The sequence below is a fragment of the Kitasatospora sp. Ki12 genome (genome assembly GCF_054601375.1).
In genome coordinates, this window is record NZ_BAAIHT010000003.1 from 33,818 (window position 1) to 56,147 (window position 22,330).

Sequence of the window (22,330 nt, forward strand, 5' to 3'; positions counted from 1 at the left end):
CCGGGGGATGGGGCCGGTCGGCCGTGGCTGCCATCGGCGCAAAGGGGGAGCATCCTGATGGCATACGCGAAGGGTTATGACGTCTCCGACTTCCAGTCGGGTATTCCGGGGGACGCGGAGTTCGTCTTCATCAAGGCCACCGAAGGCGGCCACACCGGCCAGTCGGGGTACGCCGACAAGCTCTCGGACGCCCGGGGGCGCGGGCTGGTGGTCGGGCACTACCACTTCCTGCACGCGGAGAACCCGGTCGAGGGTGAGGTGGAGCACTTCTGCCGGGTCGTGGGGCAGGTGCCCGCGGGCGAGCTGCTGGTGCTGGACTTCGAGCCGTACGGGCAGTCGGTCGGCGACGGCGACGCGACCGAGGCGAAGAACCGGTGGCTGGCGGCGGTGAAGCAGCGTTACCCGGACCGCCTGGTCGGGCTCTACACCAACCGGGACTACTGGTTCCGGACGGACGACAACGCCGGTGACTTCCTGTGGATAGCGGACTACGTGTCCGCGGGTTCGCCGCGCATCCAGGCGTCCTGGCGCTTCCACCAGTACAGCGACGACCCGCTCGACGCGGACGTGTTCAACGGCTCGCTGGACGAGTTGCGGGCGTGGGCCGGCGCCGTCGGGGCACCGGCCCCCGAGCCCCCCGCACCGACCCCGGACCCGCAGCCGCAGCCGCCGTCGACCGGCTGGCCGGGGCTGCAGCTGGTGGACCGGGACCAGTGGGGCGCGCGGCCCTGGCGCGAGCCCAACGGTTCGATCCCGTACGCCGGTCCGCGCGCCGGGGTGAAGGTGCACTACCTCGGCACGGAGTACACCTTCGACGCCCACGACACCTGCCCGGCCTACGTCCGGCGCCTCCAGGCCTCGCACATGGACGACGACGGCTGGTCGGACATCGGCTACAGCTTCGTGGTCTGCGAGCACGGCCACGTGTTCGAGGGCCGCGGGCTGAACCGGCGCAACAGTGCCAACGGCGACGTCCCGCTCAACGAGGCGCACTACGCGGTGTGCGGGCTGGTCGGCTCGTCCGGTTCGACCGTGCCCACCCCGGAACAGCTCAACGGGCTGCGGGACGCGATCGAGTACTGCGAGCAGCAGGGCCCGGCGGGCCCGGAGATCAAGGGGCACCAGGACGGCTACTCGACCGACTGCCCCGGCCCGGCGCTGTACGCCTGGGTGACGTCGGGTGCGCCGCGCCCCGACGGCACGGTGGTCACCCCGCCCCAGCAGCCCGCGCCCCAGCCGGACCCGGCCCCGGACCAGACCCCGGCCCGGTACCGGAAGGACGTCGGCGGACTGCCGTACGGCTACGGCGCGCACGGTCCGCAGGTCACCGTCGTCGGCGAGGCGCTGGTGGCGGCGGGCTTCGGCTCGCACTACGACCAGGGCCCGGGACCGGACTGGACCGACGCCGACACCCTCAACTACGCCGACTACCAGCGCAGTCTGGGCTACTCCGGCGGGGACGCGGACGGCGTGCCCGGCGAGTCCTCGCTGCGCCGGCTGCTCGGCGGGGCGATCCCGCTGGCCGAGGTGTCGAAGTCGCGGGTGGTCGCGGCGGCCCGGCAGGACCCGGACGCGCCCCAGGGCGCCACCACCCACGCCGACGACGTGTACACGGTGGAGCGGGCCCTCGTCGCCGAGGGGCTGCTCGACCGGAAGTGGGCCGACGGCTCCTTCGGCACCCAGACCATCGACGCCTACTCCGCGCTGCAGCGCCGGTACGGGTACAGCGGGCAGCAGGCGGACGGCATACCCGGCATCAACTCGCTGACCCGACTCGGCCAGGCGCACGGCTTCACCGTCGCCGGCTGACGTCGGCCGAGGAGGACAGATGTACCAACTCGCCCTGTCCCTGTGGCGCACGTGCGTGCCCTACATCGTCGCGTTCCTCGTGCTGCAGGCCGCGCGGCTCGGCATCAACGTGGACAACGCCTCCGTCACCTCCGCCCTGGTCACCGGCTTCGGCACGGTCTACTACGCCGTGTTCCGGTTCCTGGAGCACCGGTTCGGCGCGAGCTGGGGCTGGTTCCTGGGGGCCGCCCGGCCGCCGTCCTACCAGCCGCCGACCCCCGCGCCCACGCCCGCGCCCGCCGCACCCACGCCCGCGCCGTCCGCACCCGCACCCGCACCCACGCCCGCACCGGCTCCGGCGCCGACGCCTGAGCCCGCACCCGCACCCGCACCCGCGGCGACGCCGCCGGCCCCCGCGCCGGCCCCCGCGCCGGACCCCACGCCGGCCCGGCCCGACTACCGGAACCTGCCCGAAGGCGGCTGACGGGGCATCGCACAGGGGTTGCGGAATACCCAATTCCGCAACCCCGAAAAAGCCCAGTAATACAATTAGCCTTTCCCGTTCAGGCCTTGACGAATTGTCACCTGAATCCGAGACTGAGCCTGCCATCAATGCATCCGGATCCCATTTACCGGTCTCTTGATGCACGAAGTGAACGGAGGGGGAATTGCCGACGACACCGACCTACCCGGGCGTCTACATCGAAGAGCTTCCCAGCGGCGTCCGTACCATCACCGCGGTGAGCACCTCGGTGACCGCCTTCGTCGGGGCCACCCGGCGCGGTCCGCTCAACCAACCGGTCACCATCACCAGTTTCGCGGACTTCGAACGCCGTTTCGGCGGACTCGCGAGCGAGAGCCCGGTCAGCTACGCCGTTCAGCAGTTCTTCCTCAACGGGGGCTCGATCGGGATCGTGGTCCGGGTCGCGGCGGCCGGCACCGGCGCCGCCGCGGGCGTCACGCTCAACTCGACGCAGACCTCCACCGCCACCCCGGCCCTGCAGGTCACCGCCGTCGAGCCGGGGCTCTGGGGCGGGGGGCTGCGGGTCGCCGTGGACTACCGGACGCCGACCCCGGCCGAGACCTTCAACCTCCAGGTCTTCGACACCTCCGGCGCCGTCCGGGAGTCCTTCGCGGACCTGTCGGTCCAGGCCGCCAGCCCCCGGTTCGCCGAGACGGTGGTGAACAGCGGCTCGGGCGTCGTCCGGGTCAAGGTGCTGGCGGAGAGCCGGCCGGACCCGGTGGGCACCGTCTCCAAGCCCTTCGCGGCCACCCTGCCGGACCTCACCCACGAGATCCAGGTGAAGATCGCCGGCGTCTCGCGGACCGTCAAGATCTACGACTCCGCCGCGGACGGCACCGCGCCGACCACCGTCCCCGAGCTCGCCCTGCTGCTGGAGCGCAAGCTGCGGGCCCTGCCCGACGCCCCGGGCAAGCGGGCCTTCGCGGGCACCCGGGTGAGCGTGTTCGGGCGGCAGCTCCAGGTCGTCGCCGGCTCCACCGACCCGGCCGACGTGGTGCGCTTCCTCGGTGAGGCCGCCAACAACCTCGGGCTGGAGGGCTCGGTCAACCCGCCGGTCCTCGCCCTCGCCGGCGGCCAGGACGGCGGAGCCCCCGGCATGACGGACCTGATCGGCAGCGAGGCCGGCAAGACCGGCATCCAGGCCCTGCGCGACGTGCCGGACGTCAACCTGCTGGTGCTGCCGGAACTGGCCGGCTACGCCAGCGTGGACGAGGCCGTCACGGTCGTCTCGGCCGCCCAGGCGCTCTGCGTGGAGCAGCGGATGTTCCTGATCGTCGACTCGCCGCAGGCGTGGACGACGCTGGACGCCGCCCGGGCGGGCCTGTCGGCCTTCGACTCGGTGCGCAACGACCACGCCGCGCTGTACTTCCCGCACCTGGAGCTGGTCGACCCGCTCACCGGCCGGCTGCGCAGCTTCCCGCCGTCGGGCACCATCGCCGGCGTGATGGCGCGCACCGACGGCCAGCGGGGCGTGTGGAAGGCACCCGCGGGCACCGAGGCCGGGCTGCCCGGGGTGCGCGCGCTGACCGTCCCGCTGACGGACCGGGAGAACGGCCTGCTGAACCCGCTCGCGGTGAACTGCCTGCGGACCTTCCCGGTGGTGGGCCCGGTGGCGTGGGGCGCGCGGACCATGGCGGGCGCCGACGCGCTCAGCTCGCAGTGGAAGTACGTCCCGGTGCGGCGCCTGGCGCTGATGCTGGAGGAGAGCCTCTACCGCGGCACCAAGTGGGTCGTGTTCGAGCCCAACGACGAGCGGCTGTGGGCGCAGATCCGGCTGAACGTGGGCGCGTTCCTGCACTCGCTGTTCCAGCAGGGCGCGTTCCAGGGCACGTCGGCGCGCTCGGCCTATTTCGTCAAGTGCGACCGGGACACCACCACGCAGGACGACATCAATCGCGGTGTGGTGAACGTCGTGGTCGGATTCGCGCCGCTCAAGCCCGCGGAATTCGTGATCGTCAAGATCGAACAGCTCGCCGGACAGTTCGAGGTTTAGGATCTCCATGGTCGAGTTCACCGTCAATCCATACCGGTTCGATCCGTACAAGAATTTCAAGTTCCTGGTCGTCTGGGACGGTCGGGTCGTCGCCGGAATCAGCAAGATCAGCCCGCTCAAGCGCACCACCGAGGTGGTGAAGCACCGCAGCGGGGGCGATCCGAGCGCGCCGCGCAAGTCGCCGGGGCGCACCGACTTCGAGGCGGTCACCCTGGAGCGCGGGGTCACCCACGACCCGGAGTTCGACCGCTGGGCCAACAAGGTCTGGATGGTCGGCGCGGGCCGCGGGGCGGAGGTCTCGTTGCGGGACTTCCGCAAGGACCTGGTGATCCAGGTGCTCAACGAGGCCGGGCAGGTGGCGGTCGCCCACAAGCTGTACCGCGCCTGGCCGAGTGAGTACCAGGTGCTCGGCGAACTGGACGCCAACGCCAACGCGGTGGCGATCCAGAGCCTCAAGCTCGAGGTGGAGGGCTGGGAGCGGGACGAGGAGACGCCCGAGCCGGAAGAGCCCTCGTTCCAGCAGCCGGCCTGAGCGGCCGGTCGATGGAACTCGCGGGGGAGGCAGCCCTGTTGGCCGCCTGGGAGGCCGGGCTGGCGGCCGGCCGCACCGGGCGGGCCCTGCTCCTGCACACCGTCGCCCGTCCGGGCGCCGGGACGGAGGAGCTGCTGGCCGTACCGCTCGGCCAGCGGGACGCCGAACTCTTCGTCCTGCGCGCTGAGTTGTTCGGCGAGCGGCTCAACGTGCGGCTCGGCTGCCCGAGTTGCGCGGAGGAGATGGAGTTCGCCTTCGACGCCGGGCAGGTGGTCGGTGCCGCGCGGCCGGCGGACGGCCCGCTGCGGGTGGAGCTGGACGGCTGGCGGGTCGGCTTCCGGCTGCCCACCCCCGGCGACCTGGCCGCCGCCGAACAGGCCCCCGCGGGCCAGGCCAGGGCCGTCGTGCTGGAGCGGTGCGTGCTGACCGCCGAGCACGGCGGGGAGCCGGTCGCCGCCCGGCAGCTCCCCGAACCGGTCCAGCGGCGCGTGGCCGAGGCCGCCGCCGCGGCCGACCCCTGCGCGGACGTCCGGCTGAACCTCAGCTGCCCCGAGTGCGGCGAGCAGGCCCTCGCCGAGCTGGACATCGCCTCCTACCTCTGGGAGGAGCTGGACGACTGGGCCCGGTCGACCCTGCTCGACGTCCACCTCCTCGCGACCGCCTACGGCTGGAGCGAGCCGGAAATCCTGGCGCTCAGCCCGCTGCGGCGCCGCTACTACCTGGAGCTGTGTGCAGATGCCTGACCACTTCGACCGCCTGGTGGCGAAGGGCGGCCCGGGCGGGGACCGGGCCGGGGTACGGGTGCGCCCGCGCCTGCCGGGGCCGTTCGAACGGCCCGACGCGCTCGCTCCGGCGCCGCCGGTCGTGGACGAGGAGTCCTTCGGGCCGGGCCGCTCGGGCGGGCGACCCGCTCCCGCACCACTCCCCCGGCCGTCGGCGGCGCCGCCCGCGGCGCCGGTCGAGAGGGCGCTGCGGGCGGTGGCCGGCGAGGACCGGCCGACCCTCGCACCCGTCCTTCCGCTGCCGCGCAGGCCGCTGCTGATCGCGCCGCCGGTCACCCCCGTCGCCGCACCGGTCGTCGAGCCGACGGTGCGGAGGGAGGCCGCCCGCCCGGCAGTCGTACCGACGCCCGTTACCGCACCGCACCGGGCGACCGCCCCCGGGCCGCCGACCGTGGCACCGCCCGCAGCGGTCCGGCCGGCCGCCGCGTCGGCGTCCGTACGGCGGGCCGCCGGGGCGGCCGCCCCGGGCCAGGCGCGCGGGACCGGGAGCCGCCGCCGGCAGCAGCCGGTCGAGCGGGTGGTACGGGTCCAGATCGGGCGGGTCGAGGTCAGGGCCTCCCAGCCCACCCCGGCCGGACCGCGCAAGCCGGCGGCCGCCCGCCCGGGCCCGGCCCTCGACCTGGACAAGTACCTCGACCGGGAGACCTCATGAGCGAGCGGCTGGGGCAGATGACCGGGCGGCTAGGCCACATGACCGGGCGGCTGGGGCAGACGACCGGGCGGGTGGGCCCATGAGCAACCACCTCGCGATCGCCACCGTGAGCGAGGCGCTGCGGCTGCTCGTCAGCCGGGCGCTCTCGCCCGACATCCCGTTCGCGGTCGAGGTCAGCACCCGCAAGCCGCCGACCGAGCCGCCCACCGACCCGACCATCACCGTCTTCCTCTACCAGGTCACGCCCAACGCCTCGCTGCGCAACCGCGACGCGCCCACCCGCGCGACCGACGGCACCCTGCTGACCCGGCCGGCCGCCGCCCTGGACCTGCACTACCTGATCAGCTGCTACGGCGAGGAGACCCAGCTGGTCGGCCAGCGGCTGCTCGGCTGCGTCGTCCGGGCGCTGACCGAACAGCCGCTGCTGTCCCGGCAGTTGATCGAGGAGGCGGCCACCCAGCCGTACCTGGTGGGGACGGACCTGGCCGCCTCGCCGCAGCGGGTGCGCTTCACGCCCACGCCGATGGACGTGGACGAGATGTCCAAGCTGTGGATGACGCTGTTCCAGACGCCGTACGCGCTGTCCGTGGCCTACCAGGCCACCGCCGTCTTCGTGGAGGGCAAGGCCGATCCGGTGGCCGGCAAGCCGGTGCTGCGCCGTTCCGTGCGGGCCGTGCCGTCCCGCGGACCGGTCGTCGAGCGGGTGCTCTCCCGGCCCGCCGGGTCCCAGGGCGCCCCCGCGGAAGGGCCGGTGACCAAGGACCGGGAGCTGGTGGTGGACGGCTCCGGCCTGCGCGCGGACCTGGTGGTGGCCCAGTTGGGCGAGCGCCGGGTGACGGTCGACCCGGGCGGGGTCCGGGACGACCGCCTGGTGGTCGCCGTACCGGAGGACCTGCCGCCCGGCGTGTTCCGGGTGCAGGTGCTGCACGGGCTGGCACTGGACGGCCGGCCGGCCGCCGAGCACCTCGCCGTGGAGTCCAACGTGCAGACCTTCGCCCGGCAGCCGCGGATCGTCGCGCCGATCGGCACCGCGGACCGCGGCGACGGACCGGCCGGGGTCTCGGCCCGGCTCGACGTCCGGCTGGACCTGCCGCTCCGGGACGACCAGCAAGTCCTGCTGCTGCTGGACGAGTTGCACCCGCCCGCCGGGCGGCCCGCGGCGAGCCACCAGTTCCGCGCGCCCGCGCCGCCGCTGCCGCGCACCGACCCGTTCGAGGTCCGGGTGCCGGTCGTCGGCGTCCGCCCGACGGCGTACCTGGCCCGGATCCAGGTGGACGGCGTGCCGAGCGAGTTGACGGTGTCCGGCGACGGGGCCTTCACCGGCCCGGTCGTGGACCTGACGCACTGACCGCAGGACGGGGGGTTTGGAGATGAGCACGCGCCGGAGGCAGGGCCGCGACGGCTCGGCGGACGACTCGCACCGGGAGTCGCTGTCCGCCGCGGTCGCCGCCGTGCTCGAACGGGTCGACGCGCACGCGGCCGGCCGTACCACCGAGCCCGCCGTACCGCCGGCCCCCGGCACCCGCCGGGGCGGGCGCCGGCAGCCCGCCACCGCCCTGGACGCACTCACCGCCTCCTTCGGGCTCACCCCGTTCGAGCGCGACGTCCTGGTGCTGGCCGCCGCCCCCGCGATCGACCCCACGGCCGCCGCCCGGTGCGCCTCGGCGGGCGGCGACCCTGGGCGCGCGTACCCGACCTTCTCCCTCGCCCTCGCCGCCCTGGACCAGCCGCACTGGAGCGCGCTCACCCCGGTGGGCCCGCTGCGCCGCTTCCGGCTGGTCGAACTGGACGACGAGACGGCGCTCACCGCCTCCCGGCTGCGGATCGACGAGCGGGTGCTGCACTTCCTGGTCGGCGTGCCGTACCTGGACGTGCGGCTGCACGGCCTGCTCACCCGGGTGGGACCGCCCGGCGAGCTGCCCGGCCCGCACGAGCGGTGCGCCGCCGAGCTGGCGCGGGGATGGACCTCGGCCGAGCTGTCCGGCCCGCCGCACACCGAGCTGACCGGCGCCGACCGCCGCACCCGCTGGGACATCGCGGCGGAAGCGGCCCACCGCGCCGGACTCGGCCTCTACGCGGCGCACCGCGAGGACCTGCCCACCGAGCCCGCCGAGCGCGAGCAACTCGCCCGGCTGTGGCAGCGCGAGGCGATCCTGATCCCGGCCGCGCTGCTGGTGGAGAGCGGGGAGCCGGGCCGGGAGCGCCCCCAGGCCCCGAACGGCACGGAGGCCTTCCTCGCCGGCCTCGCGGTGCCGCTGGTCGTGTCCGGCGACGATCCCCCGCCCGCCGGGGCCTCGGACCGGCCCAGGCTGACCGTGCCCCCGCTCGGCCCCGAGGAGCAGCTGGGGATCTGGGCCGAGGCGCTGGACGGTGCGCCGGGGGTCACCGAGGGCGGACTCCGCGCGCTGGCCGCGCAGTTCTCGCTGCCCGGCCATGTGATCCGCTCGGCCGCCGCGACCGCCCGGCGGGCCGCCGAGTCCAAGGGCGACGGCGGCGGCGGAGAGGGCTGGGAGGGTGCGGACGTCAGCCGACTGGCCTGGAACGCCGGACTGGTGGAAGCCCGGATGTCCCTGGAAGAGCTGGGCCGGCGGGTCGAGCCGCGCGCCGCCTGGGACGACCTGGTCCTGGAGGAGCGCCAGCTCGCGACGCTGCGCGAGATCGTCGCCCACGTCCGCCGGCGCGGCACGGTCTACCAGGAGTGGGGCTTCGAGTCGGTGCTGCGCCGCGGCCTCGGCGTGACCGCGCTGTTCGCCGGCGGGTCGGGCACCGGGAAGACACTGGCGGCCGAAGTCGTCGCCGGGCAGCTCGGCGTGGACCTGTTCGTCATCGACCTCTCCCAGGTCGTCAGCAAGTACATCGGCGAGACCGAGAAGAACCTCCGGCGGGTCTTCGACGCGGCCGAACGCGGTGGCGCGCTGCTGCTGTTCGACGAGGCCGACGCGCTGTTCGGCAAGCGCAGCGAGATCAAGGACAGCCACGACCGCTACGCCAACCTGGAGGTCAGCTACCTGCTGATGCGGATGGAGGCCTACCGGGGCCTGGCCGTGCTCACCACCAACATGAAGAAGGCGCTGGACCCCGCGTTCATGCGGCGGATCAGGTTCGTGGCCGACTTCCCGTTCCCCGGAGTGCCGGAGCGCGCCGAGATCTGGCGGCGGGTCATCCCCGCGCGGACTCCCAGCCAGGGTGTCGACCCGGAGCGGCTCGCCCAGCTCACCGTGGCGGGCGGCTCCATCCGCAACATCGCGCTGTCGGCCGCCTTCCTGGCCGCCGACGAGGACTGCCCGATGCAGATGCGCCACCTGCTGGCCGCCGCGCGCACCGAGTACCTCAAGCTGGAGCGCTCGCTGACGCCTTCGGAGGTCTCCGGATGGATCTGACCGAGGGACCAGGGCGCGGGCGCGGTAGCGGCATTGAGGGAACGGGCATCGCGGGCACGGGCAGCGCGGGCACGGGCGGGGCCGGGCGGATCGAGGTCGAGATCGGCGAGCTGGTCCTCGACGGCTTCGCCCGGATCGACCACGACCGGCTGACGGCGGCGTTCCGGAGCGAGCTGACCCGTCTGGTCGAGGCGCGCGGAGTACCGCTCGCGGTCGACGGCGACGGCAACGGCCACGGCGACCGCGTGCTGGACGTGCTCTCCGGACTGCCGCCGCTGCCCGCGGGCGCCTCGGCGCAGCGGCTCGGCGAGGCACTCGCCCGCGCCGTGCACACCGGGCTGTCCGGCGGCAGCCGGGCGCCGGAGCGGGGGCGGGGGCGGACATGAGCCGAACCAACGCTCCCGCCCGGGATTCCGGGCCGAACGCCGCACAGGAGGCGGCCCGGCGCAAGACACGGGCGCCGAAGGCCCGTACGCCCGAGCCGAAGGAGATCGTCTCCGGCGCGGGCCAGCCGCTGGACCCGGGCCTGCGGCGGGAGCTGGAGGCGCGGCTCGGGCACGACCTCAGCCGGGTCCGGGTGCACACCGACCGGGACTCCGCCGCGCTGACCGAGCTGATCGGCGCGGACGCCGTCGCCGTCGGTCCGGACCTCTTCTTCGGGGAGGGCAAGTACCGCCCGGCCGGCGAGGACGGCAGGCGGCTGCTCACCCATGAGCTGCTGCACACCGTCCAGGCCCCGAACCCGCTCGGCGCGCTGCGGGCCGGGCGCGACCTGGGCGCGGTCAGCCTGCCGCAGGACGCGATCGAACGGGAGGCGGAGCACGGCGCGCGCGAGGACCGGCCGGCGGCGGCGACGCCGAGTGCCACGCCGGGCTGGCTCCGCTACGCGACCGTCGACGCCGACCGGTTCCGCACCGAGCGGCTCGATCCGGCCACCCTGGTCGACCGGCTGGCAGCCGGCATCCTGCGCTCGCTGCGCGGGGACCCGACCGACTCCTCCGGCCGGGTCCGCCTGCAACTCGCCCGCTTCGCACCGGAGTTGCAGGCCTCCGTGCTCGCCCGGCTGGAGGACCGGCTGCCGTCGTCGGACTACACCCGGGTGCTGGAGCTGGTGGAGGCCGCCGAGCACCGCCCGGCCGACGTGGACGGCGCGCAGACGCCCGAGCCGGTGACCGATGCCGCCGACCGGGCCACCGACGAGCGCGCGCAGACGGACGAGCGGGACCGAGACGAGCAGGACCGGAAACGTCAACTCGACGAAGAGGCACGGCAGTCGGACGACCCGAAGCGTCGGCGCAAGCGCCGCAAGGGGCACGGCGACAAGCAAGGCAAGGAAGGCAAGGACGACCAGGAGCGCCCGGAGCAGCAGGAGGACCAGCCGAAGCCCGCGGAGGGCGAGGCCGCGCAGACTCCGCCGGACGCGCAACCGACCCCGCAGCCGGAGGCCGGTCAGGCCCAAACCCAGCCCGTCGCCGCCCAGCCTCCCACCGTCGGGGAGGCCCCCGCGACGACCCCCGACACGGGGCCGGAGCAGGCCGCCACGACGGAGGAGGGCGCCCAGCCGGCAGCCGTCTCCGTACCCGGCTCGGCCGAAGCCGGTCCGGCGGAGGCCGCCGCCCAGCCTTCGGCCGGCACGAAGCCGCAGGAGCCCGCCGCCGCGCCGCTGCCGCAGCCGGCACCCGTCAAACCCGAGCGACTGGACGCGATCGCGCGGGCCGAGGACAGCCCGCTCGCCCGGCACGGAATGCTGGAGGGCGACCAGCAGCAGCGCGAAACCCCGGACGAGGAACGGCCGTTGGGCCTGGAGCCCGGCGCGGACGCGGAGGTCCACGACGGCCCCGCCACGGACCGGGAGCGGCAGTCGCAGTCGGCCGAGCCCGGGCCGGAGCTCAACCCCGGGGACTTCCTGCCCTCGGCCGACCTCGATGTGTCCGCCGTGCCGACCGCCGATCAGATCCCGGTCGCCGCGGACGGCGCGCCCTCCGCGAATGCCGAGGCACCGGAGTTCCCCGCGCCGCCCGCGACCAAGGCCGACCAGGTGCAGGCCGAGCGGGAGAGCCGGCCCGAGGACGAGGCGGAGCCGACGGCTCCCGAGCAGGCCCAGCCCGACCCGGCCCAGCCTGCGGCCGCCCCCGAGCCGAGCTCCGCCGCCGAGGCCGAGGACCGGAGCGCCCGCGACCTCCAGCCGGGGCAGCCGGTCGAGCAGGAGATCGGCCCCGACCCGACCACGAACCCGACCGCGACCCCGGCACCAGCCGCCGCCGAGCCCGCCCCGACGGAGCCGCAGCAGCCGGAAGCCCCCGCCGAGGAGGCACGCGAGGCCGAGCCCGGGGCCACACCCGAGCCGCAGGGCCCGGGCCCGGAGCTCACCGCCGCGGCCCCGCACGACAGGTCCGGTCGGCGGCGACGGCCCCGACGGGCCCGCCGCCACTCCCGGCGCCACTCCCGACACCGGCCGCGACGCCGACGCCGACGCCGCCACCGGCCCGGCGGCCGAGCAGGCCGACGCGCCCGCCGGACTCGCCACCCAGCCCGCCCGGACGCCTCGCTGGAGTCCGGCGGCGGCGCCTGCGCGGGCCCGCAACAGCCCACCACCGAGGCGGAGCCGGACGGCGGTGCCGGTGGCAACGGCGGAGGCTCCGGTGGCGGCTGCGCGGCCGGTGGCGCGGCCGGGGGCGCCCCGCCCAAGCAGGAGAAGCAGCAGGCCCCGCCCGACGTCTCCGCCCAGGACCCGCAGAGCGCGCTCGCCACCGCCGCGAGCCTGCCGCCCGATCAGCTGGCCACCACCCTCGACGGCGTGGACGGCTCGGTGGACCGTACGGTCGGCGAGCAGCACGCCCGGTTGCAGGCCGCCCCGCCGACCGTCCAGCGCCCGTCCGGCGCACCGCAGACCCAGTCCGGCCCGCCCGAGGCCGCGCCGCCCGCCGTGGCGGTGACGGAGCGGCTGGAGCGGGTCGGTCCGCAGGGCGCCGACGGCGAGCAGCAGAAGGCCCAGCAGAAGAAGGTCGAGGGCGGCAACCCGGGCGACCGGGTCGCCGCGCCGCACGTCGCCGACGACGCGGGCACCCAGGTCTCGCCGCAGGAAGTGCAGCAAGTGCAGGGCGCGGTCGACGGCGTCCCCACGACGGATCCGGCGTTGAACACCACGGTCGGCCGGGCACCCGAGGTCGAACTGACCGGGGAGAGCGACCCGGCGCGCACCGACCAGCAGACCGCGAAGCTCAAGGACAGTTCCACGAAGATCCTCGGCGTCGGCCGGGAGGACGCCGCCAAGCCGATGGGCGAGGACCGGATCTACCCGGACGTGCCGAAGGAGACCCTCACCGCCTCCGTACCGGGCGGCGGGGGCAAGGGCAGGGGCGCCAGGGCCGGCGGCGCGGTCGACACCAAGCCGGGCATCGGCATCGTGACCCAGCAGGAGCGCGGCCCGCAGATCCAGGCCGCGGTCGGCCAGGGCCAGGGCCGACTGGGCTCCGAACAGGCCAAGCAGAAGCAGGGCGAGGCCGAGGCACGCCGGCAGAACCAGGCCGAGGTCGACCAGGCGGTGGCGGACAACGCCCAGGCCCAGGCCGGCGAACGGGGCGAGGCCGCCGAGAAGGTCAAGGGCGAGCGCGAGCAGTGGCGCACCGAGCAGGACCAGAAGGCCACCACCGCGGACCAGGACGCCGACGCCGAGCACCAGGACAAGACCGGGCAGATCGGCAAGAAGCGCACCGAGGCCGACAAGGACGTCCGGGACCGTCAGCAGCAGGACAACCAGAAGATCCAGGACAAGCGGAAGGAGGCCGAGGAGAAGGCGCAGAAGGAGAAGGACCGCAAGAAGGAGGAGTCCGAGGGCTGGTGGGGCTGGGTCAAGTCCAAGGTCAAGGCGGCCTTCGACGCGCTGGTCGAGGCGGTCACCAAGGTCTTCGACTACTTCCGCGGCCTGATCAACGACATCATCGACGGCTTCCGGAAGTTCGCGAACTGGGCGATCGACCAGGCGCGCAAGTTCGCCGTCGAGCTGATCGACAAGCTCGCGGACGCGCTGATCAAGATCTGCGACGTGCTGCTGGCGGCCTTCCCCGAGCTGCGGGACAAGTTCCGCAAGAAGATCGAGGAGTGGCGCGACAAGGCCGTCGCCAAGGTCAACGAGTGGGCGGACAAGCTCAAGAACGCCGTCAACAAGCTGCTCGACCTGCTGGCCGCCGGGCTGAACGCGCTGCTGAACGCGCTGGAGGCCGGGCTCAAGGCCGCGATCGAGGCGGTCCGCAAGTCCGTCATGGACGCGATCGACTTCGTCGAGAAGGCGATCGCGGTCTTCGGCGAGTTCGCGGTCCTGATCGGCGACATCGCCTCCGACCCGGGCGGGTGGCTGAAGAAGCTCGGCACCGCCGCGATCGACGGCATCCAGCACTACCTGTGGGGTGCGATCAAGAGCGCGGTGCGGACCTGGTTCAACGAGAAGGTCGAGTCGGTGGTCGGCCTGACCTCCACCATCGTCAACGTGCTGGTCAAGGGCTGCATCTCGATGGCCCAGATCGGACGGATGGCCTGGCAGGCGATCGTCGCCGCACTGCCCGGGATGATCATCTCGATCGTCGTCGAGAAGCTGGTGTCGCTGATCGTGCCGGCCGCGGGCGCGATCATGGCGATCATCCAGGGCCTGGTGGCGGCGTGGAACACCATCAGCAAGATCGTCGCCGCGATCGGGAAGTTCGTCACCTTCCTCAAGGCGGTCAAATCCGGCTCGGCCGCCTGCCTGTTCGCCGACGCGGTCGCGGCGGGCGTGGTCGCGCTGCTCGACTTCATCTCCAACTTCCTGCTCAGCAAGCTCAAGGGGGCAGGCAAAGCCGTCGGCACCAAGCTCAAGGGGATCGCCCAGAAGATCCTCAAGGGTCTGGCCAAGGCCGGCAAGGGCGCCCGCAAGGCCGCCGGGAACGCCGTCAACAAGGCCCGCGCGGGCCTGCGCCGCGCCACCCAGTCGCTGCGCAAGCCGCCCTCCGCCGGCCGCGCCCGCCCCGCCCGTACCGGCCCCGCCCGGCACACCGTGCAGCACGCGGAACGCCACCCCTCGGCCACCCCGGGACGCCCGCGACGCGAGGTCACCCACCCCAAGTCCACCGCATCCCGCCGCCCCACCTCGGCGGTCGGCCGCGCGCTCAACTCCTCCCGCCAGACCGTCAAGGCCGCCCTCAACCGCGTCCGCGTCGCCGCCCGCACCCTCGGCCGCAAACTCCTCAACAGCAAGCTCGGCCGCGCCCTCACCAACGGCGCCCACAAACTCCGCGACGGATACCGCAAGCAACGCGACCGCCTGCGCGCCTGGCACCAGAAGCGCCAACAGCAACGCGCCCAACGCCGCGCCCACGAGAACTCCCCGGACGCGAAGAAGCAGCGCCTGGAGCTGATCGCCGCCCGTGTCCGCCCGCGGATCCAACGTCTGCTCCACCGGGGCGTGCGGGGCGCGGTGCTCCGGGCGATGCTCGGTGCGATGCGCGCGTGGTACCGGCTGTCGAGCCTGGGCATCGAGGGCGACAAGCACTTCACCGTCACGGCCACCCTCAATCCGCAGGTACAGCTCACCAGCGCGCTCACCGTGGACGAGCGGGTGCTGCTGGACATGCTCGACGAGGTCGCCGCCGAGGTCCTGAACCACCCGCAGACCGTGCGCGGTGCGACGCAGATCTACGAGAAGACCCGTGAGTCGACTGCGGACGAGCGACGCTTCGGAGTCCCGCAGGGAGTCGGCTTCGCCTCGATGGCCCGGTTCATGAACCATCACGGCGATCGCATGCTGGGCTTCGGACAGGAGGGCGCACGCGACGTGTTCGAGTTCGAAGGCGCGACCGGCGGAGGCCCGGCCGCCGTCACGCACACGATGCTGCGCGAGACGAACACGGTGCGCAACGCCCGACTGAGGCGGATCGAGGCCGGCGCCGATGAGGCGGAGAAGCAGCGCCGCCGAACGGTCGAGAACTCCCTGCGTCTGCAGCGGGCTGTGGTCCAACGGCAACGCGAGAACGGCCGGAACGAAGAGGCCCTGCCCTACCAGGGTCGCAACAACCGGAACGGCGATTTCAAGGAAGGCGTCGCCGAGCGCATCCTCGACGACTCCAACCACAGCCACCGCGTGGTCGCCGGGGTCCAGAGGATGGCCGCCGGTGACCGGGTCGGCGGCGACGTGGGGCGGGACGCCGCATTCCTTGGCAGCCTGATCATGGCCAAGGAAGTTCACCGGAACCAGCGGTCGGTCATCCACGCCGGGATGCTGCTGCAGATGGCCGCAGAAGGCAGCCGGGTCTCCGGGGTCGCCCCGAACGCCGACCCGAAGAGCAGTTTCCCCCAGCTCACGGCCCACCAGGGCGAGGCGATGCCCATGGCCGATGCGCTGAAGTACCTGCCGATGGAAGGGGGAGGCGCCATGGACCATGCCAGAAAGCTCGACAAGCAGCGTGAGGCCGAGCGCGCTTCGGGTGCGGACACGAGCGAAAAGGCTTTCCGGGGAAACCGCGTACAGGGGTTGGCCAACCGTGAAATCCTGGTGATTCAGATGTGGATCAAGTCACTTGACATCAAGACCGACGAGAATGGAGAGATCACCACTCTCGAACAACTCAAGGGCCGGATCCGCGAAAAGATGTTCCACTTGTACGGGCTGAAGTAGTTCCCCGAGGTGACCGACCGATGAATGAAATTTCCGAGCGAAGCCGGCGACTGGTTCTGCGCGACGGTGTCGACGAATCCGCCGTGGAGGAACTGGCCACGCTGATCGGCTGGCCGCGACGCACCGACATCCCCGCGGACCACGAGGAATGGACGCCCCGCCAGGTCGCCTGGTACGCCGGCCCCGCCATCGCCCTCACCTACAGCGAGGACCTTCTCTCCGGATTCTCCTATGTGATGATCACCGGATCCGATGAGCGGGTCATCCGGAGCACCGTGGAACTCGCGGAAACCGAGCTGAACACCTGGCGGCTCTCCGAACTCGTCCAGGGCGTCGATCCCGACGCGGACCCGGGTGACTACGCCACCGCCGTGCTGCGACTCGGGCTGGGATCGCCGTCGGAATTCGACGAGGAATTCTTCCGGATCATCAGCCAGGCCCTGCGGAGCCACTGGCCCGAAGTCCGGAAGAACGCGGTGTGGGCGATCACGTACGAGCCTTGGCCCGCCTATGCGACTCCGCTGGGGGAGCTTCTGCAGGAGGAGAAGGACGAAGAGCTGGCCGACACCGCTCGGATCGTGCTTGAGGAGATGACAGCGACGTGAGTCAGGTGGACATTCCCAAGCCCGTACGGTCCGGGCTGGTGATCGTGGATCCGCAGCGGGGGACGCCGCAGCGGGTCATCGTGCTGCAGTTCAATCCGGACAGCCTGGAGCGGTCGTTGGCGCCCCAGGTGGCGGGGGCCGACGGGAGTGGGGACCGGACGGAGGCCTTGCGGCTGAAGGGGCCGGCCGTGGAGACGTGGAAGTTCACCGCGGAGCTGGACGCCACCGACCAGCTGGACGTGCCGTCGCCGAACGGGATCCATCCGCAGCTGGCGACGCTGGAGTTGCTGGTGCAGCCGGCCAGTGCGCAGCTGAGGGCCAATCAGGCGCTGGCCGCGCTGGGCACTCTCGAAATCACTCCGGTCGAGGCCCCGCTGACGCTCTTCACCTGGGGCGGCAAGCGGATCCTGCCGGTGCGGCTGACCGAACTCACCATCACCGAGGAGGCGTTCGACATCGACCTGAATCCGATCAGGGCTGCCGTCGCGATCGGCCTGCGGGTCCTGACCGTCAGTGATCTGCCGACCGGGCACCGCGGGGCGGAGCTGTACCTGGCGCATCTGGCGCAGAAGGAGCGGCTGGTCGGCACGGCGGCCGGTGGCCGGCTGAGTGCGCTCGGCCTCGGAGGGGGGTTCTGATGACCGTCGACTCCACGTCCGGCGGGCTGCCCGCGCCCTCGCCGTACCCGCTGACCAGCCGGTACCACGGTGTCCCGGTGGCCTTGCACACGACGCCGGACGGGCGGCAGGTGCCGTACCTGCGGCGGAGGCTGCTGCCGAGCGCGGACGGTCTGACCCCGCTGGCCGAGCACACCGTGAGCGCCGGCGACCGCCTCGACCTGCTCGCGAACCGCTACCTCGGCAGCGCCGACCAGTGGTGGCGGATCGCCGACGCCAACCCGGTGGTCGATCCGCGGGAGTTGACCGCGACGCCGGGCCGGCGGATCACCGTCGCGCTGCCCGGTGCGGTGCCGGGGGCGGGCGGCGGGGTGGGCAATGGCTGACCTCTCGGCCGTCACGGGGGGCGGGCCGGTCGGGTCGATCCACCTCAGCCTGCTGATGGGTCCGCAGATCCCGGTGCCGGTGCCGCAGCCGGTGACGGACGCCCTGCTGTCGGCGCAGGTGACGGTGGCGTCCGGGCAGCGCAGTGGGTTCCAGCTCGCCTTCGACCTGTCGAAGCAGGGGCTGATCAACACCGCGCTGCTCCCGGGCGGCTTCTTCGACCCGAAGATCAGGGTCGTGCTGATGGTGACCGTCACGGGCACGCCGAGCGTGCTGATGGACGGTGTGATCATCCGCCAGGAGGTGGGCATCAGCAACCAGCCCGGCCAGTCCACGCTCACCGTCACCGGCGAGGACCTGACGGTGCTGATGGACCTGGAGGAGCAGGCCGGGGTGCCCTTCCCGGCGATGTCCCCGGCGGCCCGGGTCGCCGCGATCATCGGCAAGTACGGGCAGTACGGCATCCTGCCGCTGGTCGTCCCCGAACTGGTGCCGCAGACGCCGATGCCCACCCGGCGGATCGACTTCCAGAAGGGCACCGACCTCGGGTACGTCAGCGAGCTGGCGAAGGCCAACGGTTACGTGTTCTACCTCGACCCGGGCCCGGTGCCCGGGATGAGCCGCGCCTACTGGGGGCCGGAGAACCGGCTCGGCGTCCCGCAGCACGCGCTGAACGTGAACATGGACGCGCTGTCCAACGTCGACCAGCTGACCTTCGCCTTCGACGGCACGGCCCGCGAGGAGCCGGAGGCCCGCATCCAGCTCCCGGCGACCAAGGTGTCCTCCGTCCTGCCGGTGCCGGAGGTCAGCATCCTGCGCCCGCCGCTGGCGCTCAAGCCCGCGCCGGCGCTGAAGAAGAAGGTCATCGCCGACACCGCCAAGAAGGACACCACCCAGGCCGTCGCCGAGACCATCGCCAAGGCGATGCAGTCGGCGGACGCCGTCTCCGGCTCCGGCCAGTTGGACGTCGTCCGGTACGGGCACGTGCTGCGGCCGCGCGAGCTGGTCGGCGTCCGCGGCGCCGGGCTCACCTACGACGGCCTGTACTTCGTCAAGAGCGTCACCCACAACCTCAAGCGCGGCTCGTACACCCAGAACTTCACGCTGACCCGCGAGGGCCTGATCGCCCTCCAGCCGACCGTCATCCCCTAACCGACATTGCAGCAGGAGTTGCCCGCATGGCCGAACCGACCCGCTACCTCGGCAAGTTCCGGGGGACGGTGGTGAACAACGCCGACCCGCTCGGGATCGGCCGCATCCAGGCGCAGGTGCCCGACGTGCTGGGCGACGCCGTGTCGACCTGGGCGATGCCCTGCTTCCCGGTGGCCGGCCCGGGCATGGGGCACTACGCGGTGCCGCCGGTCGGGGCGGGCGTGTGGGTGGAGTTCGAGCAGGGCGACCAGAGCTATCCGATCTGGACGGGCTGCTGGTACGGCTCCGCCTCGGAGGTCCCGGTGGAGGCGACGACCGGCCCGCCGGGGGCGCCGAACCAGGTGCTGGAGACCACCGGGCGGCGGGTGATCGTCCTGTCCGACGACCCGACCACGGGGATCACGCTCCGCACCCCGAGCGGGGCATCGATCGTGATCAACGACTCGGGCATCCAGATCAGCAACGGCCAGGGCGCCTCGATCTCGCTCGTCGGCGCCACCGTTTCCATCAACCAGGACGCTCTGAGCGTGACCTGACGGGGGAGAACGTCATGACCGGAAGTCTGTTGCACGTCAATGCGACGGTGACCTGCCCGCACGGCGGCCAGGTGACGGCCCGGCCCGCCCAGGCGCGGGCGCTGGTCGCCGGCCAGGCCGTCACCAGCACGGCCGACCAGTACACCGTCACCGGCTGCCCGTTCAACGTGGCCGGCAAGCCGCAGCCCTGCGTGACGGTCCGCTGGGTGGTGCCGTCCACCCGGATCCGGGTGAACGGCTCCCCCGCGCTGCCGCAGTCCGCCGTCGGGCTGTGCCAGAGCGCCGAGCAGGTCCCGCAGGGGCCGCCGATCGTGACCGTCGTCCAGCAGCGGGCGGTGGGGGTGTGAACACCGGCACGAACACCGGCACGAACACCGGCATGAGCACCGGCGTCAACACCGGGCCCATGAACACCGGGCCCATGAACGTCCCACAACCGCCCGGCCCGGCCCGGACGGACCTCGCGTTCCCGTTCCGGATCGACAGCCGCGGGCGCACCGCCGAGGCGGCGTACGACGACCATGTGCGCGACCTGATCGAGCAGTTGCTGTTCACCAGCCCCGGCGAGCGGGTCATGCACCCGGACTTCGGCTGCGGGCTGCTCGACCTGGTCTTCGCGCCGAACAGCCCGGAGCTTGCGGCCACCCTGCAGCTGTCCGTCCAGGCGGCGCTGCAACGGTGGCTCGGCGACGTGATCGAGATCGCCGCGCTCGACGTGGAGAGCGAGGACAACGTGGTACGGGTCGAGCTGGCGTACGTGGTCCGCCGGACCGGTACGCAGCGGCAGGACGTGTTCGAGGGCGGGGTGGCGGCATGACCGGGCCAAGCGATTCCGCAACAGCCCAGTGCGGGACGGAGCTGCGGCGCGCCGACCTGCGCGCGGCGCACCTGCTGGGCCTGGACGGCGCCGAGCCGGAGGACGACGGGCGCACGCTGACCGTGACCTTCCTCGGCCGGGCACCGGACGAGCTCGGCCCGGAGAACGTCCGGGTCGACGGCGGCCGCCGGATCACCGGACTGCGCGCCCTCGCGGTCGAGATCGAGCGCGCGGACGACCCGGAGCTGGACGACCGGATGCACGTCACCCTCGACCGGGTCGGCGACACCTCCCGCTACCGGCTGACCGTGGTCGAGGCGGACGCCTACGGCCGCCCGGGCACCCGGCCGTACCCGGGCTTCGACCCGAGGTACGCGAGCACCGGGTTCTCCTTCGGCGCCGACTGCCCCTCCCCCTACGACTGCCGTACCGAGGAGAGCTGCCCGCCCGCCGCCCCGGCGTCCGCCGTCATCGACTACACCGCCCGCGACTACGAGAGTCTGCGCCGGCTCGTGCTGGACCGGATGAGCCTGACCACCCCCGGCTGGACCGAGCGACACCTGCCCGACCTCGGCATCACCCTGGTCGAACTGCTCGCCTACACCGCTGACCAGCTCTCCTACCAGCAGGACGCGGTGGCCACCGAGGCGTACCTCGACACCGCCCGCCGCCGGGTGTCGGTGCGCCGGCACGTCCGGCTGATCGACTACGCCGTGCACGAGGGCTGCAACGCCCGGGCGTTCGTCACCCTGGCGACGGACCGCCCGCTCACCCTGCACCCCGGCGGCTTCCGCTTCGCCGCCGTCGACGTCAGCCGGCTCGGCCCGCAGGAACGCCCGGAGCTGTCCACGGTGATCCCCGACGAGCAGCTGGACGGGCTCGCCCGGGCGGCGTCGGTCGAGGTGTTCGAGCCGCTCGGCGGAACGGACCTGGTGCTGCACCCCGAGCACAACACCATCCGGTTCTGGACCTGGGGCGACCAGGACTGCGTCCTGCCGAAGGGCGCGACCTCCGCCACCCTGCGCGACGACTGGCACGAGGCCGACCGGCCCGAGGACCGCACCCGGCACCTGGCGCTGCGCCCCGGCGACCTGCTGGTCGTCGAGGAGGTGCTCGGCCCGCGCACCGGCGCCGCCGCCGACGCCGACCCCGCGCACCGCCAGGCCGTCCGGCTCACCTCGGTCACCCACCTGGTCGACGAGCTGTACGAGCAGCCCGTGGTCGAGGTCGAGTGGGCGCCGGAGGACGCCCTCTCCTTCCCGGTCTGCCTGTCCGCACGCGGCGGGAGCGACTGCGGCCCGATCGCCGACGTGAGCGTCGCCCGCGGCAACGTCGTCCTGGTGGACCACGGCCGCTCGCTCACCTTCTGCGGCGGAGCCCCGGAGACCTTCGCGGTGCCGCCGGAGCCGGTCCGGGTGGCGCCCTGCGGGCCGGGCGGCTGCGGCTGCGCGGACCGCACCGGGGGCAGCCCGGCGGCGGAGGCGATCCACGAACTGCTCGACCGGACGAGGAGCGGCCGCCAGCTCGGCCCGGTCCAGGTCCGCGAGCTGTACGGGCTGCTCGGCGAGGCGGCGGTCCGGCGGGCCGGGCTGAGCATCCAGCTCGCCCCGGGCGCGGACGCGGAGGGCGAGGACGGCCAGGGGGCCGTGGTCGAGCCGCCCACGGCCGACGCCCAGGCGGCGACGCTGGAGACGCTGCTCGACCAGACCCGCTACCCCGTCCTGCCGCAGCCCTTCCGCCCGGTGCTGCGCTACGCGCCGGTCACCCAGGCGGCGGCCTACCGGACCGGGCCCACGTCTGCGCCCGGCAGGCCGTCCTGCTCGCCGGCATCCCCGAACGGGTCCGGCAGCGGCTGGAGGAGCTGTGGCACCGCGCGGACTGCGGCCACCCCCTCTCCCGCGCCGAACTCGCCGAACTGACCCT

At 73.4% G+C, this 22,330-nt stretch carries 18 protein-coding genes; all 18 read left to right on the plus strand.

The annotated features are described in order from the left end of the window. The first annotated feature begins 57 nt into the window (after nucleotides 1–57). The 18 genes from ACYP53_RS30985 (at nucleotide 58) to ACYP53_RS31070 (ending at nucleotide 22,326) form a co-directional block, all read left to right on the plus strand. Nucleotides 58–1,809: a peptidoglycan-binding protein gene (locus ACYP53_RS30985; RefSeq protein ID WP_459649877.1), complete on the plus strand. Its 1,752-nt coding sequence runs from the start codon at nucleotides 58–60 to the stop codon at nucleotides 1,807–1,809. A 19-nt stretch (nucleotides 1,810–1,828) separates the two neighbouring features. Continuing rightward, nucleotides 1,829–2,272, plus strand: a complete 444-nt coding sequence (locus ACYP53_RS30990; protein WP_459649878.1) for a hypothetical protein — start codon at nucleotides 1,829–1,831, stop codon at nucleotides 2,270–2,272. Between the two features lie 184 nt (nucleotides 2,273–2,456). After that, nucleotides 2,457–4,304 carry a phage tail sheath C-terminal domain-containing protein gene (locus tag ACYP53_RS30995; RefSeq protein ID WP_459649879.1) on the plus strand — a complete coding sequence of 616 codons (1,848 nt, stop codon included), beginning with the start codon at nucleotides 2,457–2,459 and terminating at the stop codon, nucleotides 4,302–4,304. Between the two features lie 7 nt (nucleotides 4,305–4,311). Continuing rightward, a complete protein-coding gene (locus ACYP53_RS31000; RefSeq protein WP_189920503.1) occupies nucleotides 4,312–4,836 on the plus strand; it encodes a phage tail protein in 525 nt (174 codons plus the stop codon). Between the two features lie 11 nt (nucleotides 4,837–4,847). Beyond that, on the plus strand, nucleotides 4,848–5,579 hold the full coding sequence (locus ACYP53_RS31005) for a T4 family baseplate hub assembly chaperone (protein WP_189920501.1): 732 nt from the start codon (nucleotides 4,848–4,850) through the stop codon (nucleotides 5,577–5,579). Beyond that, nucleotides 5,572–6,270 carry a hypothetical protein gene (locus ACYP53_RS31010; protein WP_459649880.1) on the plus strand — a complete coding sequence of 233 codons (699 nt, stop codon included), beginning with the start codon at nucleotides 5,572–5,574 and terminating at the stop codon, nucleotides 6,268–6,270. The genes ACYP53_RS31005 and ACYP53_RS31010 overlap by 8 nt, the downstream gene beginning before the upstream one ends. 79 nt (nucleotides 6,271–6,349) lie before the next feature. Next, on the plus strand, nucleotides 6,350–7,618 hold the full coding sequence (locus ACYP53_RS31015) for a Pvc16 family protein (protein ID WP_268256609.1): 1,269 nt from the start codon (nucleotides 6,350–6,352) through the stop codon (nucleotides 7,616–7,618). A gap of 22 nt (nucleotides 7,619–7,640) precedes the next feature. Further along, complete coding sequence (locus ACYP53_RS31020) at nucleotides 7,641–9,650, plus strand: ATP-binding protein (RefSeq protein ID WP_459649881.1); 2,010 nt, start codon at nucleotides 7,641–7,643, stop codon at nucleotides 9,648–9,650. Next, complete coding sequence (locus tag ACYP53_RS31025; RefSeq protein WP_459649882.1) at nucleotides 9,641–10,036, plus strand: hypothetical protein; 396 nt, start codon at nucleotides 9,641–9,643, stop codon at nucleotides 10,034–10,036. The genes ACYP53_RS31020 and ACYP53_RS31025 overlap by 10 nt, the downstream gene beginning before the upstream one ends. Next, entirely contained in the window at nucleotides 10,033–16,296 is a 6,264-nt protein-coding gene (locus ACYP53_RS31030) for an eCIS core domain-containing protein (RefSeq protein ID WP_459649883.1), read from the plus strand. Before ACYP53_RS31025 ends, ACYP53_RS31030 begins: the two co-directional genes overlap by 4 nt. A gap of 20 nt (nucleotides 16,297–16,316) precedes the next feature. Beyond that, the gene (locus tag ACYP53_RS31035) at nucleotides 16,317–16,901 is read left to right on the plus strand and encodes a hypothetical protein (RefSeq protein ID WP_189920493.1); all 585 of its coding nucleotides are present in this window, start codon (nucleotides 16,317–16,319) and stop codon (nucleotides 16,899–16,901) included. Then, entirely contained in the window at nucleotides 16,898–17,539 is a 642-nt protein-coding gene (locus tag ACYP53_RS31040; RefSeq protein WP_459649884.1) for a CIS tube protein, read from the plus strand. The genes ACYP53_RS31035 and ACYP53_RS31040 overlap by 4 nt, the downstream gene beginning before the upstream one ends. After that, nucleotides 17,539–17,904, plus strand: coding sequence for a hypothetical protein (locus ACYP53_RS31045; RefSeq protein WP_459649885.1), 366 nt, complete (start codon nucleotides 17,539–17,541; stop codon nucleotides 17,902–17,904). The genes ACYP53_RS31040 and ACYP53_RS31045 overlap by 1 nt, the downstream gene beginning before the upstream one ends. Then, nucleotides 17,897–19,054, plus strand: coding sequence for a hypothetical protein (locus ACYP53_RS31050; RefSeq protein WP_459649886.1), 1,158 nt, complete (start codon nucleotides 17,897–17,899; stop codon nucleotides 19,052–19,054). Before ACYP53_RS31045 ends, ACYP53_RS31050 begins: the two co-directional genes overlap by 8 nt. Before the next feature lie 26 nt (nucleotides 19,055–19,080). Beyond that, nucleotides 19,081–19,590, plus strand: a complete 510-nt coding sequence (locus tag ACYP53_RS31055) for a phage baseplate assembly protein V (protein ID WP_189920486.1) — start codon at nucleotides 19,081–19,083, stop codon at nucleotides 19,588–19,590. A 14-nt stretch (nucleotides 19,591–19,604) separates the two neighbouring features. Beyond that, entirely contained in the window at nucleotides 19,605–19,937 is a 333-nt protein-coding gene (locus ACYP53_RS31060; protein ID WP_189920483.1) for a hypothetical protein, read from the plus strand. Between the two features lie 74 nt (nucleotides 19,938–20,011). Beyond that, nucleotides 20,012–20,407 carry a GPW/gp25 family protein gene (locus tag ACYP53_RS31065; protein ID WP_189920742.1) on the plus strand — a complete coding sequence of 132 codons (396 nt, stop codon included), beginning with the start codon at nucleotides 20,012–20,014 and terminating at the stop codon, nucleotides 20,405–20,407. After that, on the plus strand, nucleotides 20,404–22,326 hold the full coding sequence (locus ACYP53_RS31070) for a baseplate J/gp47 family protein (RefSeq protein ID WP_459649887.1): 1,923 nt from the start codon (nucleotides 20,404–20,406) through the stop codon (nucleotides 22,324–22,326). Before ACYP53_RS31065 ends, ACYP53_RS31070 begins: the two co-directional genes overlap by 4 nt. Nucleotides 22,327–22,330 lie beyond the last annotated feature (4 nt).

Bases quoted from the DNA above. Each gene is read 5' to 3' on its own strand.
- ACYP53_RS30985 (WP_459649877.1), top strand. From the start codon at position 58: ATGGCATACGCGAAGGGTTATGACGTCTCCGACTTCCAGTCGGGTATT.
- ACYP53_RS30990 (WP_459649878.1), top strand. From the start codon at position 1,829: ATGTACCAACTCGCCCTGTCCCTGTGGCGCACGTGCGTGCCCTACATC.
- ACYP53_RS31000 (WP_189920503.1), top strand. From the start codon at position 4,312: ATGGTCGAGTTCACCGTCAATCCATACCGGTTCGATCCGTACAAGAAT.
- ACYP53_RS31005 (WP_189920501.1), top strand. From the start codon at position 4,848: ATGGAACTCGCGGGGGAGGCAGCCCTGTTGGCCGCCTGGGAGGCCGGG.
- ACYP53_RS31010 (WP_459649880.1), top strand. From the start codon at position 5,572: ATGCCTGACCACTTCGACCGCCTGGTGGCGAAGGGCGGCCCGGGCGGG.
- ACYP53_RS31015 (WP_268256609.1), top strand. From the start codon at position 6,350: ATGAGCAACCACCTCGCGATCGCCACCGTGAGCGAGGCGCTGCGGCTG.
- ACYP53_RS31020 (WP_459649881.1), top strand. From the start codon at position 7,641: ATGAGCACGCGCCGGAGGCAGGGCCGCGACGGCTCGGCGGACGACTCG.
- ACYP53_RS31025 (WP_459649882.1), top strand. From the start codon at position 9,641: ATGGATCTGACCGAGGGACCAGGGCGCGGGCGCGGTAGCGGCATTGAG.
- ACYP53_RS31030 (WP_459649883.1), top strand. From the start codon at position 10,033: ATGAGCCGAACCAACGCTCCCGCCCGGGATTCCGGGCCGAACGCCGCA.
- ACYP53_RS31035 (WP_189920493.1), top strand. From the start codon at position 16,317: ATGAATGAAATTTCCGAGCGAAGCCGGCGACTGGTTCTGCGCGACGGT.
- ACYP53_RS31045 (WP_459649885.1), top strand. From the start codon at position 17,539: ATGACCGTCGACTCCACGTCCGGCGGGCTGCCCGCGCCCTCGCCGTAC.
- ACYP53_RS31050 (WP_459649886.1), top strand. From the start codon at position 17,897: ATGGCTGACCTCTCGGCCGTCACGGGGGGCGGGCCGGTCGGGTCGATC.
- ACYP53_RS31055 (WP_189920486.1), top strand. From the start codon at position 19,081: ATGGCCGAACCGACCCGCTACCTCGGCAAGTTCCGGGGGACGGTGGTG.
- ACYP53_RS31060 (WP_189920483.1), top strand. From the start codon at position 19,605: ATGACCGGAAGTCTGTTGCACGTCAATGCGACGGTGACCTGCCCGCAC.
- ACYP53_RS31065 (WP_189920742.1), top strand. From the start codon at position 20,012: ATGAACGTCCCACAACCGCCCGGCCCGGCCCGGACGGACCTCGCGTTC.
- ACYP53_RS31070 (WP_459649887.1), top strand. From the start codon at position 20,404: ATGACCGGGCCAAGCGATTCCGCAACAGCCCAGTGCGGGACGGAGCTG.